The sequence below is a fragment of the Lentzea alba genome, assembly GCF_011067745.1.
GTDB classification, from domain to species: Bacteria; Actinomycetota; Actinomycetes; order Mycobacteriales; family Pseudonocardiaceae; genus Lentzea; species Lentzea alba.
This window is the reverse complement of record NZ_JAAMPJ010000009.1, coordinates 14,963-29,229: the sequence shown is the minus strand read 5'-3', so window position 1 is coordinate 29,229 and position 14,267 is coordinate 14,963. Positions and strand designations below refer to the sequence as shown.

15 protein-coding genes are annotated in these 14,267 nt (G+C 68.0%); 7 read left to right on the top strand and 8 right to left on the bottom strand.

The features are described 5' to 3' along the window. Nucleotides 1-54 precede the first annotated feature (54 nt). Nucleotides 55-378 (top strand): winged helix-turn-helix transcriptional regulator, encoded by a 324-nt coding sequence (locus tag G7043_RS29625; protein ID WP_242642840.1) that lies wholly within the window; start codon nucleotides 55-57, stop codon nucleotides 376-378. Nucleotides 379-633: 255 nt separating this feature from the next. Continuing rightward, nucleotides 634-1,038, top strand: a complete 405-nt coding sequence (locus G7043_RS29620) for a nuclear transport factor 2 family protein (RefSeq protein ID WP_166051165.1) — start codon at nucleotides 634-636, stop codon at nucleotides 1,036-1,038. Nucleotides 1,039-1,162: 124 nt separating this feature from the next. Here the strand turns inward: G7043_RS29620 and G7043_RS29615 are convergent, their stop codons facing one another. After that, complete coding sequence (locus tag G7043_RS29615) at nucleotides 1,163-1,921, bottom strand: FadR/GntR family transcriptional regulator (protein ID WP_313888143.1); 759 nt, start codon at nucleotides 1,919-1,921, stop codon at nucleotides 1,163-1,165. Nucleotides 1,922-2,294: 373 nt separating this feature from the next. On the opposite strand from G7043_RS29615, the gene G7043_RS29610 reads away from it, so the two are divergent. Further along, the gene (locus G7043_RS29610; RefSeq protein ID WP_166051161.1) at nucleotides 2,295-5,006 is read left to right on the top strand and encodes a right-handed parallel beta-helix repeat-containing protein; all 2,712 of its coding nucleotides are present in this window, start codon (nucleotides 2,295-2,297) and stop codon (nucleotides 5,004-5,006) included. Nucleotides 5,007-5,165: 159 nt separating this feature from the next. Then, complete coding sequence (locus G7043_RS29605; RefSeq protein WP_166051159.1) at nucleotides 5,166-5,570, top strand: nuclear transport factor 2 family protein; 405 nt, start codon at nucleotides 5,166-5,168, stop codon at nucleotides 5,568-5,570. A 451-nt stretch (nucleotides 5,571-6,021) separates the two neighbouring features. Here G7043_RS29605 and G7043_RS29595 read toward each other — a convergent pair whose 3' ends face one another. Further along, the gene (locus G7043_RS29595) at nucleotides 6,022-6,351 is read right to left on the bottom strand and encodes a winged helix-turn-helix transcriptional regulator (protein ID WP_166051155.1); all 330 of its coding nucleotides are present in this window, start codon (nucleotides 6,349-6,351) and stop codon (nucleotides 6,022-6,024) included. A 64-nt stretch (nucleotides 6,352-6,415) separates the two neighbouring features. Between G7043_RS29595 and G7043_RS29590 the strand changes: the two genes are divergently transcribed. Then, on the top strand, nucleotides 6,416-7,267 hold the full coding sequence (locus tag G7043_RS29590) for an NmrA family NAD(P)-binding protein (protein ID WP_166051153.1): 852 nt from the start codon (nucleotides 6,416-6,418) through the stop codon (nucleotides 7,265-7,267). A gap of 104 nt (nucleotides 7,268-7,371) precedes the next feature. On the opposite strand, the gene G7043_RS29585 is transcribed toward G7043_RS29590, so the two are convergent. Beyond that, complete coding sequence (locus tag G7043_RS29585; protein ID WP_166051151.1) at nucleotides 7,372-8,154, bottom strand: MBL fold metallo-hydrolase; 783 nt, start codon at nucleotides 8,152-8,154, stop codon at nucleotides 7,372-7,374. Between the two features lie 90 nt (nucleotides 8,155-8,244). Here G7043_RS29585 and G7043_RS29580 point away from each other — a divergent pair, with 90 nt between their 5' ends. After that, nucleotides 8,245-8,844 (top strand): ABATE domain-containing protein, encoded by a 600-nt coding sequence (locus G7043_RS29580; RefSeq protein WP_166051149.1) that lies wholly within the window; start codon nucleotides 8,245-8,247, stop codon nucleotides 8,842-8,844. A gap of 16 nt (nucleotides 8,845-8,860) precedes the next feature. Here G7043_RS29580 and G7043_RS29575 read toward each other — a convergent pair whose 3' ends face one another. The 5 genes from G7043_RS29575 to G7043_RS29555 all read right to left on the bottom strand — a co-directional run bounded on the left by G7043_RS29575 (nucleotide 8,861) and on the right by G7043_RS29555 (nucleotide 12,940). After that, nucleotides 8,861-9,265, bottom strand: coding sequence for a hypothetical protein (locus G7043_RS29575; protein WP_166051147.1), 405 nt, complete (start codon nucleotides 9,263-9,265; stop codon nucleotides 8,861-8,863). Between the two features lie 106 nt (nucleotides 9,266-9,371). Then, complete coding sequence (locus tag G7043_RS29570) at nucleotides 9,372-10,028, bottom strand: response regulator transcription factor (RefSeq protein WP_313888142.1); 657 nt, start codon at nucleotides 10,026-10,028, stop codon at nucleotides 9,372-9,374. Further along, nucleotides 10,025-11,128 carry a sensor histidine kinase gene (locus tag G7043_RS29565; protein WP_166051145.1) on the bottom strand — a complete coding sequence of 368 codons (1,104 nt, stop codon included), beginning with the start codon at nucleotides 11,126-11,128 and terminating at the stop codon, nucleotides 10,025-10,027. The genes G7043_RS29570 and G7043_RS29565 overlap by 4 nt, the downstream gene beginning before the upstream one ends. Nucleotides 11,129-11,132: 4 nt before the next feature. After that, nucleotides 11,133-11,435, bottom strand: coding sequence for an L-rhamnose mutarotase (locus tag G7043_RS49560; RefSeq protein WP_313888141.1), 303 nt, complete (start codon nucleotides 11,433-11,435; stop codon nucleotides 11,133-11,135). A 512-nt stretch (nucleotides 11,436-11,947) separates the two neighbouring features. Beyond that, a complete protein-coding gene (locus G7043_RS29555; protein ID WP_166051143.1) occupies nucleotides 11,948-12,940 on the bottom strand; it encodes an aldo/keto reductase in 993 nt (330 codons plus the stop codon). A 124-nt stretch (nucleotides 12,941-13,064) separates the two neighbouring features. On the opposite strand from G7043_RS29555, the gene G7043_RS29550 reads away from it, so the two are divergent. Beyond that, nucleotides 13,065-13,682 carry a TetR family transcriptional regulator gene (locus G7043_RS29550; RefSeq protein ID WP_166051141.1) on the top strand — a complete coding sequence of 206 codons (618 nt, stop codon included), beginning with the start codon at nucleotides 13,065-13,067 and terminating at the stop codon, nucleotides 13,680-13,682. Nucleotides 13,683-14,267: the final 585 nt, after the last annotated feature.

The following is a 14,267-nucleotide window of genomic DNA, read 5'->3' as shown; positions in this document are numbered from 1 at the left end:
CCCTTGTCGCAGAAACCGGGATGGGCTGCCGCGACGGCGATCTGGTCGACGCGCATGTCGCTGGCGCGCCTGGACAACAAGTGGACGGCCATGGTGGTGATCGCGCTCGGGCGGGGCGACGGCCTGCGCTTCGGTGACCTGCGTGCGGTGGTTCAGGGGATCAGCGCCAAGGTGCTCACCGAGACACTGCGGGACCTGGAGCGAGACGGGATCGTCGCGCGGCACGAGTACGCGGAGATGCCGCCCAGGGTCGAGTACGAGCTGACCGCACTCGGGCGCACCCTGCACGTGCCGCTGCAGGCGCTGGGCCGCTGGGCGGAGAAGCACACGGCAGAGGTGCTCGAGGCGCGAGAGGCCTACGACGCCGGCCGGCGCTGAACAACGCGGTCGCGAGCTTCCCCGCGCGTGTGTACCGGCCATGAGGAACTCGATCGCTTCGTCCGCCGACATCTTTCGCATGACATCAGCTTGGCCCTGAACGCGGCCGGATGCGCAGCCGATCGTTGTGTCCTATGTGGACCATCCCAGTCGCATGTGACGTGGGCCACAGGCGGCTGATGGTTACGTTGAGGTGACTGGGCGCCAATGGCGACCATTGGCGCCGCATGGAACGAACTTCGAAGGACACGGATCATGGCGCAGTCGCTCGAACCGCTGGACGTCGCCCGCAAGTACTTCGAGGCGTTGTCCGCCAAGGACTTCGCCACGGTCGCGGGAATGTTCGCCGACAACATCGTGTGGCACCAGCCCGGGGTCAACCAGTTCTCCGGCACTCGCCGCGGTGGCGAGGCCGTCGGCGAGATGCTCGGCGGCATGATGTCCGTCAGTCAGGGGACTTTCGAGATCTCACTGACCGGCTCGCTCGCCGCCAACGGATCGCTGGTGGCCGCACCCATCCGTTTCAGCGGGATGCGCCACGGCGCCGCGGTGGACCAGAACGGCGTCGACCTGCTCCGCGTCGAAGGCGATCGGATCGCCGAAGTGTGGCTGTTCTCGTCCGACCCGGTGGAAGAGGACGCCTTCTGGGGCGCCGCCTGAACCTGCTGCGCGAGCGCTTCCAGGTCGCAGACCGATCCCTGTCCGGTGAGGGAACATCGCGGACCAGCACGAACAAGTTGGAAAGGCTCACTACCAGCTCACGCGTGACCAAGTTGCCGCAAGATCAGTCCGGTGGGCGGTTCGGGCGGCGGCGTTCCCAGGCTCGCAGAATGTGCTGGGACATCGCCTGCTCCGCGCCCGCCTCGTCCTGGTTCTTGATGCACTCGAAGATCGCGTGGTGCTCGTCGTTGCTGACCCGGCACTCCGCGGATGTCGGGTCACCGGAGTAGCGGTAGTTCTTGCGTGCCTCGGCGTGCACGGTGCGCACGATCGACCTCGACAACTGGTTGCCGGACGCGCGCATGATGCGGTCGTGGAAGGCGACGTCCGTCTCGAGGAAACTGGCCTGCTCGTCGACCTGGCTGTCGAGCAGAGCGAGAAGCGCGGCCATCTCGGCGATATCAGTGCGGCTCGCCTTTCTGGCCGCTTGGGCGGCCATCGGAGACTCCAGCTGAGCGCGCATGTCCACCAGTTGGTTCAGCAGCGTCAGCTGGGTGTCGTGCCGTACGGCCGCGGCGAGGACGATCGGGTCGAGCAGGAGCCAGTTGTCCTCCTCGGTGACCGTGGTTCCCGAGCCTTGGCGAGCCAGCGCGAGCCCTTTGTCCTCAAGGCTTTTGACGGCCTCACGCATGGTGATCCGGCTGACCCCGAAAATCTCGCACAACGTGAGTTCGGAGGGAAGTTGTGAGCCCACCGGCAGCTGCCCGGAGATGATCTGGTCGACGAGAGCCTCGACCACCGGGAGGGCGAGCCTGGCCGGCCGCCGGGGGAAGGGTGCCAACCCGCCTGTCGGCTCGGCTTTTCTGCCTCGTGCGCTGGTCACCGGGTTCCCGTCCGCAGGCGAAGTCTGAGGTGCGACGAGTGTATTGGCCGATGTCATCAGACGCCAGTCGTCATACGACTGTTGACGTCAGTCGTATGACGACTTACGGTTCCGGCACTCGTAGCGAGCGCGTCCCACTCCAACGAAGGAGTCCTCAATGCGGCCAATGGACATCAGCGGGAGACGCCGGCTCGGGGCCGTGTGCGCTGCGTTGCTGATTGCCGGCATCGCGGCCAGTCCCGCCACAGCGGCCGGCTCGGAGACGATTTACGTCTCCCCGCAGGGAAGAGGCGCGGCTTGCAAAGTCCATGCGCCCTGCGCGATCGGCACCGGGCAAGAAGCGGCGCGACGCGCTGCAGCGGCCGGTCGAAACGTGGCGGTGGTGGTGGGTGCGGGCCGCTACCAGCTGACCACGCCATTGGTTTTCGACTCGAGGGATTCGGGGGCCGCCGGGCGGACCGTGAGCTGGCAGGCGGCTCCTGGCGCGCGGCCGGTCTTCACCGGCGCCCGACAGGTGACCGGGTGGACCCCGAGCGACCTGCACAACGGTGTCTTCGCCGCCAAGGTCGGCACCGGGTTCGCCAGCCGTCAGCTGTACGTGAACGGCAAACTGGCCCCGCGTGCGCAGGTCTCGGTCGCGTCGTCGGCGATCACTTTGAACGCCAAGGGCTTCGTGGTGAACGACCCGGCTCTGGCCGAGCAACTCCGTCAGGTGCGTGACCCGTCCGCGATGGACTTCCGTGCTGTGCTGTCCTTCACCGACCGGTACACGCCGGTTGCGAGCATCAGCGGCAACCAGGTGACACTTGCCCAGCCGGCGTGGGACAACAACACCTTCGGCTGGGACACCGTGCAGTCCCCGTTCCGTCCGGCACGGTTCTCGCTGCAGAACGCACCTCAGTTTCTGAGCGCGGGCGAGTGGTACCTGGACGGCAACGCGGGCGTGCTCCACTACAAGCCGGCCGAGGGGGAGGACATCCGGCGGTCGGACGTGCAGTTGCCACGCCTGGAGTCACTGCTGCAGGTGGCGGGCACGCTGGACAAGCCGGTGCGCAACCTGGAGTTCACAGGGCTGACGTTCACCGGGACTTCCTGGCTCCTTCCCAACAGCGACAACGGCTACGCGCCCAGTCAGTCCGGCGGCGTGCTGTCCGGTGTTCAGCCGACCCGTCCGGCGGACGCGTTCTCCACGTGCGGGTCCGGCTGCCGCGGGTACGAAGGCACCCGCCAGAACGTGCGGCTGATCTCCGGTGCTGTGCAGGTCTCGGTCGCCACCAACGTGTCCTTGCGCGACAACACGTTCACCAACCTGGGATCGGACGCGCTGGGCATCGGCAACGACGCCGCGTCCAACGGGTCAGGTGTCGGGCTCGCCGCGCAGGACATCACGATCACCGGGAACGCCTTCGCCCACAACGCCGGCGGCGGCATCATCATCGGCGGGGTCGGCGCGGACGCACACCACCCGTCCGACGTGCGGATGACGAACAAGAACATCGTCGTGACGAACAACTCGGTGCACGACACCGCCATCGACTACCTGGAACAGGCCGGCATCTTCGCCACGTACGTCAACGGTCTCACCATCGCTCACAACGAGGTCTACAACCAGCCGTACTCGGGCATCAACGTGGGCTGGGGCTGGGGGATGATGGACCCCGGCGGCAGCGGCACCTACGCGGCCCGCGGCACATACGACCACTTCCCGCCTTACCAGACGCCCACGACGTTGAAAGACGTGCGCATCAGCCAGAACTACCTGTACAACGTGATCACCCTGATGAACGACGGGGCCTGCATCTACACGTTGTCAGCCATGCCCGGCTCGTTGATCGACGGCAACTTCTGCCGGGACAGCACCGCACCCACCTCTGACTACTCCTTCGGCGTCTACCTGGACGAGGGTTCACGGTTCGTCAACCTCACCGACAACGTGTTCGTCCGCACGCGGTTCGCCCTGCACACCAACGCTCCCCGGGGGGCCAGCACCGGCGACCTGCACGACCACACCAACTACGCCTCCGCGGACATCGCGGGCAGCGACCTCGCCAACGCGCCACGCAGCAGCTCCACCAACGTGATCGCGCTGGGCACGGACCTCCCACCCGCGGCCAGCCGGATCATGTACCAGTCCGGCCTGGAACGACCACTGCGATCGTCGGCGGATCCACAGCGCCCGCCACTGGGGGCCGCTGCCTCGGCCGCAGACCCGCAGCTGGCGGCGAACGCGTCGACGACGATCACGGCGCCACTGTCCAACTTCGACACCACGAGCAGCCTGACCTCCCTGACCGCTGCCATCACCGGACCGACGGGCTGGAAGACCACCACGACCACACCATCGCCTGGGACCCTGGCCCCTGGTGCGACGGCCACACCGAAATGGACTGTGACCGCGCCGTCGGCGTTCTCCTCGCTGAAGCCGCAGGACTTCACCATCGCGGTCACCTACGTGAGCCAGGGAAAGCGTTTCACGGCCACACGGACGGTCCGCATCGTTCCGCTCAGCCCGGTCACCTCCCTGTCGGCGTACGGCAACGTGCCGACCCGGTTCGGTGAGCTCAACGGCACGTACACGATCACGAATGCCAGCAGCGACATCTGGGGCGGCCCGCCCCAGCACGACGACCAGTACGGCACGATCTACGCCAAGCAGGGCGCCGGACAGAAGGCCACGGCTACCGTCCGGGTGGCGGAGTACGACCGCCCGAGCATCTACACCAAGGCCGGTCTGGTGTTCCGCAACGACCTCACCGCGTGGGGACGTTCACCCGGTTACGTGGTGCTGGTCAACATCCCTTCAATGCGCGCGACACTGCAATGGGACGCCAACGGTGACGGCTACCTGGAGTCAGGGGTGAGTGACCCCACCGCCCCGGCGACCGGACCTCTCCACCTGAAGCTGGTCCGCGACGGCAGTGTCTACACCGGACATTGGTCGAGCGACGGCGCAGACTGGCACCGGATCGGCAACCCGGTCACCGTGCCGGGAGTCTCGGCCACTCAGGACGCCGGGATGATCTGGACGTCGCACGCCGCCACCATCTCCGGCACGGCCACCTTCGACTCGTTCGCGATGAGCTAGTGGCGCGTCCAAGTCAGTTCTCAAAGGACTTTCAACGGTGTCGTCGCGGCCCGGCAAGGTCGAGTGACGTGGGTCACGGCGGCGCTTCGGTTACGTTGAGGTAACTGGGTACCAATGGTGACCATAGGGCTATAGCAACGAACTTCGAAAGGATCTGTGATGGTTGAGTCGACCGGCCCGCTGGCCGTTGTGACCAGGTACTTCGATGCGTTGGCCGCCAAGGACTTTCCGACGGTCGCCGGGTTGTTCGCCGATGACGTCGTGTGGCACCAGCCGGGTGACAACCAGTTCTCCGGCACTCATCGCGGCAGCGCCGCGGTCGGTCAGCTGCTCGGCGGCATGATGACCGCCAGTGAAGGGTCGTTCGAGCTCTCGCTGACCGGCCCGCTGATGGTCAACGGCGCGGTGGTCGCGGCGTCGATCCACTTCAGCGGGAAGCGCGAGGACGCGACGATGGGCCAGGACGGCGTCGACCTGCTGCGCGTCGAGGGCGATCGGATCGCCGAAGTGTGGCTGTTCTCCTCCGACCCTGAGTCCGAGGACGCCTTCTGGGGCGCTGCCTGAGTTGCGCGGAGCGCCGGCTGACAGTGGAGACCCTGTCAGCCGGCGAGTGTGGATCGAGGAAAGCATGCCCATGGCGATCGCGCGGTCATCGAGCCTGTCGCTCGGTCTCCGCTGGAAAGCCGGGCCTGTCGCAAGCCTGCCGATCGGTGTGATGGGAGACGGCGATCGGTGCGAGTCAACCAGGTGAACGCGGTACACGTCCGGCGACTCGTGGACGTGGCTGAACGAGAGCTGCCGCCGATCGTGGTGCAGCAGGCCACGATGCGCGTGGTCGACGGGCTGCACCGCCTCCGGGCGGCCCAGCTGCGGGGCTGTGTCGCAAGTTCGCGTGCGGTTCTTGAACTGCGACGAACTCGACGCGTTCGTGTTCGCCTTGCTGGCCAACAACGAGCCTGGCGCGGGTACTGCGGCAGCAACTGGAGGCGCAGGCCTCCTGAGAGCGCCTGGCGCGTCACTCCGCGGGAACGGGCTCCGGGATCGACATGGCCCAGGTGCCCATCGCGTCAAGGACTTCGCGGAGTCCTTCGCCGAGTGGGGTGAGCCGGTACTCGACGCGCGGAGGGATCTCGGGGTACGCGGTGCGGGTGACGATGCCGTACTTCTCGAACTGACGCAGTCGGCTCGTCAGGGTGTGCGGGCTGATACCCGTCAGTGCCTCGCGCAGTTCGGTGAACCGGCGGGGGCCGTTCAGGAGTTCGCGCACGACGAGGGTCGCCCACGGCCCGTTGAGCAGGGCGAGAAACCTGGCGACGCCGCACTCCGGCAGGCAGGGGTTCGTCACATTTTGAGTGTACCGCCAATAGTGCACTTGATGTAACTAGTGCATCGTATGCACTAATGAATCCATGACCTACGTGATCCACGGCGCCACCGGCGCCCAGGGCGGCCCCGTCGCCGCCGCACTCATCGCCGCGGGCAAGTCCGTGTCAGCCCTGACCCGCAAGGTGGATGTCGTCCTGCCCGGTGCGCGGGTGGTGGCCGCGGACTGCTCCTCCGTCGCGGAGTTGACCGAGGCCTACCGTGGTGCCGACGGTGTGTTCGTCCACCTCCCCGTGGTGCCGGAAGAAGATCGTCTGACCTATGCGCGCAACATCGCCGATGCGGTCCGGGCGGCCCGGCCGGCCCGTGTGGTGTTCTCCACCAGTGGTTTCCCGGTCGACGCGCCCGGCGACGGTGCGAGTGCGGTCTCGACGCTGGCGGGCCTGCTGGCGGACAGCGGTGTCTCTCACGCGGTGATCGCCCCCGAGCTGTTCCTCGAGAACCTGCTGCTTCCGCCGGTCGTCGGACCGGTTCGTGAGCAGGGCGTGCTGGGCTACCCGCTGCCGGTCGGGTTCGGCGTCTCGTGGGCGTCGCATCTGGACATCGCCGACGCCGCGGTCGCGCTGTTCGAGCGCACGGATGTCGGCGGTGTGGTCGCCGTCGGGCAGTACCCGGCGGTGACCGGACCAGAGCTGGCCGAGGCGTTCGGTGACCGGCTCGGACGGGACGTGGTCTACCGCGCCATCACCCCGGAGGAGTTCCGCGCGTTCATCGCGCCCATGCTGGGAGAAGGCCCTGCCGCGGACGTTGCGGAAGGCTACCGGGCATCGGCCGCACTCCCGGATCGCTCGATCGCACCGGAACGCTCCGCCCAGAAGCTGCTCGGCGTGACGCCCCGGAGCACGAGTCAGTGGCTGGCCGACATCGGCCTGGAGTGACACCGGTTCGGCCGGAACTGCCGACGGGTTCGAGCCGGCCACTCATGAGAGGGCTCTCATCGGGAGGTAATCCTTGGAACGCCGTACTTTTCTGCGCGGTTCGCTCAGTTCCACTGCAGACGGTCGGAGAGTCCCGCGGCGGCGAAAGCTGCATCGAGGTCGTCGCGGCCCTCGGTGAAGTGGGCCCAGCCCTCGTAGTGGACCGGGACCACGCGGCGAGCGCGGAGGATCTTCGTGGCCTCCGCGGCCTGAGCGCTGTCCAGTACGAGCGGCTCGCCGTCGAAGAGACCTGCGAATCGCGGCGCACCTGCGAAAAGCACGGCGGTATCGATCGGGCCGAATCGCTCGGCGATCCGCTCGACGGCGTCGAGAGAGGCGTTGTCACCGCTGACGTAGACCGTCGGCAGGCCGTTCCCGGTCAGGACGAAACCGACGACCTGGCCGGTGAACGGCTCGATGTCCTCGCGGCTGCCGGGGCCGTGGACGGCGGGTACACCGGTGACGGTGACCGTGCCGCCGTCAGGACGGTTCAGCTGGACGGACTCCCAGTCGGCCAGTCCTTTGGTCTTCTCCCCGAGGCGGTGCTCGGCGCCGGGAGTGGTGAGGGTGAGCGGGACGTCCGCGAGCAGGGCTCGCCCGGCGTTGTCCAGGTTGTCGGCGTGCTCGTCGTGGGAGAGCAGCACCACGTCGATACGGCCCAGGTCGGCGGGTGCGACTCGGGAGTGCCCGGTCTTGGTCAGGACCGAGCCGCCGCCGGCCGGGTAGTCACCCGGTCCGTCGAAGGTCGGATCGGTCAGGAACCGCAGGCCGCCGTACTCGAAGAGGGCGGTCGGACCGCCGAAGACGTGAACGGGGAACGGTTCGGTGGCCAGCGGACCGGAAGTCATGAGCAGGGTTCCTCACGGTTTGGGTGTGCGGTATCCGTGAGAGTCACGGTAGTGATTCTCACGGACTGAGGCAAGTCGTACCATGAGGTCGTGGACGAGAGCGTGACGACGGAAGCCGCCTGGACGCCCGTGCCGGGTGAGGAGCAGTACTCGTCGCTCGCCCTGGCCAACAGCGCCATCGCGTTGCCGGGCAGGCGCGTTCTCGACCTCCTCGACTCTCCCGCGCAGACGAACCGTTGGCTGACCGAACACGGCCTTGCGCCGGTCGACATCGGCATGCGGGAAATGTGCGCCTCGCAGCTGAGGTCGCTGCGCGAACAGATCAGAGCCCTGTTCGACGCCCGCGTCGCCGGGCTGCCTGCCCTGCCCGCCGCCCTGGCCGCCGTCAACGACGCGCTGACCAGAGTTCCCACGGCACCGCTGCTGCACTGGGACGAGAAGAACGGCCCCTACCGGGCGACGCCCCACCCCACCACCGAGATCGTCGACCACGCCCTCGCGACCCTCGCCGCCAACGCGGCCGACCTGCTCACGGGGCCCGACGCGGAACGGCTCACCGCCTGCCAGTCCAGTCCGTGCAACCGTTACCTGCTCCGCCACGGCCGCCGCCAGTGGTGCTCAACCCGTTGCGGCGACCGCGCACGAGCCGCCCGCGCCTACGCCCGCCGTACCCGGGCCCAGCCGGACTGACGCTTGGCGCGCCTTCTCAGCAGCTGTACTCGTGGCGACGGCGCAGCATCGCGAGCAGCATGGCCGGGAGCATCAGCACGTGCCCGGCGGCCATCAGCGCCATCCCCGGCAGCACGCCGGCCCAGTAGAACGGCAGCAGGACCAGGAACGGCACGTACATCGCGGCGGACATCTCGGCGATGCTCGCCCAGCCGTGGCGGCGGATCTTCATCCACAGCGCCATCCCCAGCGACATGTTGGTGGCCATCACCAGCACCTGTGCGGTCATGTTGCCGGACAGGCCTGGCCAGGCGAACGACCAGACCGGCGCCAGGGCGACCATCCCCACCACCATGGCGACGACCATCTCCAGGAAGTGCAGCGTGAAGCGCACCACCGGACGTGCCCGCCGCGGCGATTCGGTGGTCTGCTCCGCACTCATGAGCGCTCCTTCGAAGTGAGGTGTTGTTGCTGTGCGGCTGATCATCTGTCATCGGGACAACGCCGTCAGGTGCCGAAAGTCATGCCCGGGGTCATGACCGCGCCGATCAGAAGAGGCGGAGCTCCCTGGCCCGCAGCGCCGCCTGGGTGCGGTCGCGCACCTGCAGCTTGGACAGCACGCTGGTGACGAGGTTCTTCACCGTGCCCTCGGCCAGGAACAGCTTCCCGGCGATCTCGCGGTTGCTGTGCCCCGCAGAAAGCAGCCGTACGACGTCGAGCTCGCGTTCCGACAACGGCACGGCCGGCGGCGGAGGCTCCTCGTGCGGCAACCGGGCCACCCTGGCCACGAGCTTCGCCGCAACCGACGGCTGCAACACCGACTCGCCACGCCGGGCCGCGACCAGCGCCTCCACCAGCCGCGTCGAGGACACGTCCTTGAGCAGGTAGCCGACCGCGCCCGCCCGAAGCGCCGCGAACACGTCCGCGTCGTCGTCGAACGTGGTCAACGCCAGCACCCGCACCTCCGGCTGCTCGAGCCGCAACCTGGCGGTCGCGGCGATTCCGTCCAGCACGGGCATTCGCAGGTCCATCAGGACCACGTCGGGACGAAGTTCGGCGGCCAGCCGGACGGCCTGCTCGCCATTCCCGGCTTCACCGACCACCTCGATCTCGGGCTGGACCTCCAACAGCGCCGCCAAGGCCTCCCGGAACAGGGCCTGGTCGTCGACGATCAGGATCCGCACAGGGGAATCCGGTGGTGTCACCCCGGCACCTCCACGGTCAGCGTCACGCCGCGCTCGGCCGCCGAGTCGACGGACACCCGGCCGCCGAGACCAGCGATCCGCTCTCGCAGGCCGACCAGGCCGAACCCGCTGTCCGGCAACGGGTTCTCCGGCAGGCCTCGGCCGTCGTCGCGCACTTCCAGCCGGACGACGTCGACGTGACCGAAGTCGAGGGCGACAGTGGCGGCCGTCGCGTCCGAATGCTTGCGGACGTTGGTCAATCCCTCCTGCGCTGCCCGGAACAGTGACTCCTCGACCTCGGCGCGGACCGCGCGAGCCGCGCCGCGCACCTCCAGCTCGGTCGGCACACCCGCCTCGGAAACCTCGTCGGTCAACGCCCGCAAGGCGTCCACCAGCGGAGCAGGCCGGGGTTCGCGCAGCGCGGCGACCGAGCGGCGCACTTCCGCCAACGCTTGTTTCGACTGGTCCTGCGCCTTGGCGAGCATTCCGTCGAGCCGCTCGACGTCGGCGGTGTGGATCACGGCGCGCGCGGCTTGCAGGAGCATCTGCACGACGGTCAGGTGGTGCCCCAGCCCGTCGTGGATGTCGCGGGCGACCCGGTTGCGCTCCTGGGTGGTGGCGAGCTGCTCGGCCTGGGCGGCGTACCCGCGGAGCAGTTCGTTGACCGCCGCCAGTGCGGCCCTGGCGCGCCGCTCGCGCACGAGCAGTTCGGTCACGACGACGGTGAAGGTGGTGACAGCCAGCGTGCCGAGACCTTCACGCAGGCCGGCGGCCCAGTCCATGCCCAGGTGCACCAACGGGATCACCGCGGCCACCGCGACGGCGGCGGGCAGTGGCAGCAGCAGCACGCTCTGCACGACCAGGACCACCAGCAGCAGGACCGACCCGAGCGCCGCGCCCGACATCCAGAACAGCAGGAAACCAAGCGTCAGCTGGATTCCGACGTACACCACGGCGAACGCCATGGCGCGGCTTTCGACGAACCGGAACCCGACGATGGCGAGCAGGGCGAAGACCAGTCCGAGTAGCAACGTCGGCACGAGCTGCTGGTGGTAAACCGACGAGCCCAGCGGCAGCGTCGCGCACGCGACGACCGTCAGGATGCTCAGCGTCCTCTGCACGCGCTCACTGTGCTGGACCGTGAACGCCCTGGTCAACGGCAGCACGAGAATCGGCCTGCGACTCCGGCGCCGTCGCGGCCGGATCAGGAAGACCTGGGGCGTCCAGGTGCCAGATCTCCTGCATCGGCGCCCACCAGTGGCCGGAACCGCGCTCTGCCAGGGACTCCTGGCACGGATCGGTGAGGGTCCACCAGCGCTGCGTCTCGGGTCGGCCGCGATGCGGGTCTGGTCGGCGTCGTGATCGTTGCCGATGTCGTCCGTTCGACAGCGGGCCACACGGCCGAGTGCAGCCGCAGGTACTCCTCACGTCGTTCCGGGCGCAGCCGGATCACCATGCCGTAGCGCTCTGTCCATTGTGTCTCCTCTGACATGCCTGGAGTTCGCGCTATGCGGTGACAGTGGCGCTTTGCGTGTCCGCCTCGACCAAATGCAGGCGGTCGCGCTGTGGTTCCCTTTCGGACACCCGGCGGTGACCGGTGTTGTCATCGGAGCGCGCGCCGAGGCTGAGGTCCGCGCGAACGTCGCGGCGCTCTCGGTGCCCCTCCACCGGATCTGTGGGCGGAACTGCGTGACGAAGGACTGATCGAGTCCGGCGTTCGGTCCGCAGGCTCAGGGGACTCGAGCGGGAGCTGGCCGGACCGATCCGAAGTCGGCCCAGCGCACCTGTTCGCACGCCTGAACAGCTCCTTGAACGTCTTGTGCTGCGACCGCACGACCTCGGGCCTCGTTCTGGGATTCGATCGGATCGCCGCGCTGCAACATCGCACCGATCCCCACGCTGGTCTTCCTCGGCCGACGGGCTCGGGGTCGCGGGCGCGGTCAGTCTGTGGTGAAACTGGACAGCATCGCGGCGGGGTAGCGGCTGCCTGCCGAGCCGTGGGGAAGGATTTCAGCGATGCGGGCCAGATCGGCGGCCGAGAGTTGGACGTCGACGGCGCCGGCGTTCTCCTCGAGGCGCTTGGTGCTGCGGGTGCCGGGAATGGGCGCGACGTCCTCGCCCTGGGCGAGCAGCCAGGCCAGCGCGAGCTGGGCGGTGGTGATTCCCTTGGTGTCGGCCAGGTTCTTGAGCTGTTCGATGGCGTGCACGTTGTACGTGTAGTTCTCGCCCTGCCAACGGTCGTCCCAGCTGCGCATGTCGTCCGCGGGGTACTCGCTCGCGGGCTTGACCTGACCGGCGAGGAAGCCGCGGCCGAGCGGGGAGTAGGGCACCAGGCCGATGCCGAGCTCCCGCAGAGCGCGAAGGATCTTCTCCTCCACCTCCCGCTCGAAGAGCGAGTACTCGTACTGGAGCACGGAGACCGGGGTGACGGCGTGGGCGCGGCGGATGTACTGGGGGCCGACGTTGCTCAGGCCGAAGTACTTCACCTTGCCTTCGGTGATCAGTTCGCCGACCACGCCGGCGACCTCCTCGACGGGAATGTCGGGGTCGGAGATGTGCTGGTAGAAGAGGTCGATGTGGTCACTCTGCAGGTAACGCAGGCTGTTCTCGGCGACCTTGCGGATGTTTTCCGGGCGGCTGTCGAAGCCGGGGCTGAGCAGTTGGGCGCTCATGTCGAAGCCGAACTTGGTGGCGAGGACGACCTCGTCGCGGAAGTCCTTGACCGCCTTGCCCAGGAGGATCTCGTTGCTGCCGGTACCGGCGCCGTACAGCTCGGCGGTGTCGAAGAAGTCGATCCCGAGCTCGTGGGCGCGGCGGATGGTCGCGATGCCCTCGTCGTCGTTCGAGGCGCCGTAGGCCATGGACATGCCCATGGTTCCCAGGCCGAGCGCCGAGACGCGCAGACCCTGAGAGCCCAGATTGCGATGCTGCATGAGTTCACTTCCTCAGTGTTTCGCCGGCTTCACTCGCAGAGGTCAAACCGAACTGTTCGGTGTGACTCTACGCGCCGACTGCCCGGTTGCCAAACTAAACGGTTTGGTGCTCTATCCTGGGGTCATGTCCCAGTCCCGCGACTCCGGCGAGACCGCAGCGCCCGCCCCCGGCGACACCACGCGCGAGCGCATTCTCATCGCCGCCATGGAGGAGTTCGCCCGCTACGGCATCGCCGGCGCCCGCGTGGACCGCATCGCCAAGCTCGCCAAGACCAGCAAAGAACGCGTCTACGCCTACTTCCGCAGCAAGGACGCGCTCTATGCCGACGTCGCTGCACGGGAGTACGTCGTCATCGCCGAGGCCACCCAGCTGGACCCGTCCGACCTCCCCGGCTACGCGGGCCGCCTGTTCGACTACTTCGCCGCCCGTCCGGACCACCACCGCCTGATCACCTGGGGCCGCCTCGAACTGCCGGGCACCACAGCCACTGCCGACGATCACGCCCAGGCATTGCTCGCCCACAAAATCGACCGGCTCCGCCAGGTGCAACAGGCTGGACAGCTCGACCCCGCCTGGGACCCGGCCGATGTCCTCGCCCTGGTCAACCAGATCGCCATGACCTGGGCGTCGCAACCCGAACTCAGCAAGGCCGCCGCCGTGCACGCCGTGGACCCCACTGTCGCCGCCCGCCGCGCCGCGGTGGTGGCCGCTGTCGAACGACTTTTCCCCCGAGCGCGCTGACGTCCCCCGGACCGGCGGCAGCCCTGCCCGCACATTCCCCAGACGGCGCCGTCCGCCCTTGCCGCTCACCAATCGGCGCATCCTGCTGACGAATCAACGCTCCTGGGCCAGGCAAACGGATACCCGTCAACGTATCAAGTCCGACTGATGTCCCCTTTCGACACCGGCGAACAACCGAGTTCGTGCGCAGAGATCAACCGCTTGAACAGGTGAGCCCACCGGGCGATTTGCCGAATCCCGGGAAATGATGGGCGGGCGTTCCCCTTGAGCAACCAGCCGCCGACACGCCGCGCGAACATCTGAACCGTGCGGGAAGGACATGTCATGACTGCCACCGCACCCACGGCCCCGACCGGGGGTGCGGTCCTGGTGGGGAATCCCGTTCGCCACCGCCGGGCGATATCGCCGCCCCGTGCTCGCGGCGTTCGATCCGGACCGCCCCTATGGCCGCAAGGGCGTCGCTGAACCCGACCGCGCCGGCGGCAGCAGTCATCCCACGAACCGACCGAAGTGCTCCGGTCGGATGCTTCTCCATGTGTTCGACCGGCGCCCGATGCGCCAGGAATTCTTCCACCGGCGACCACG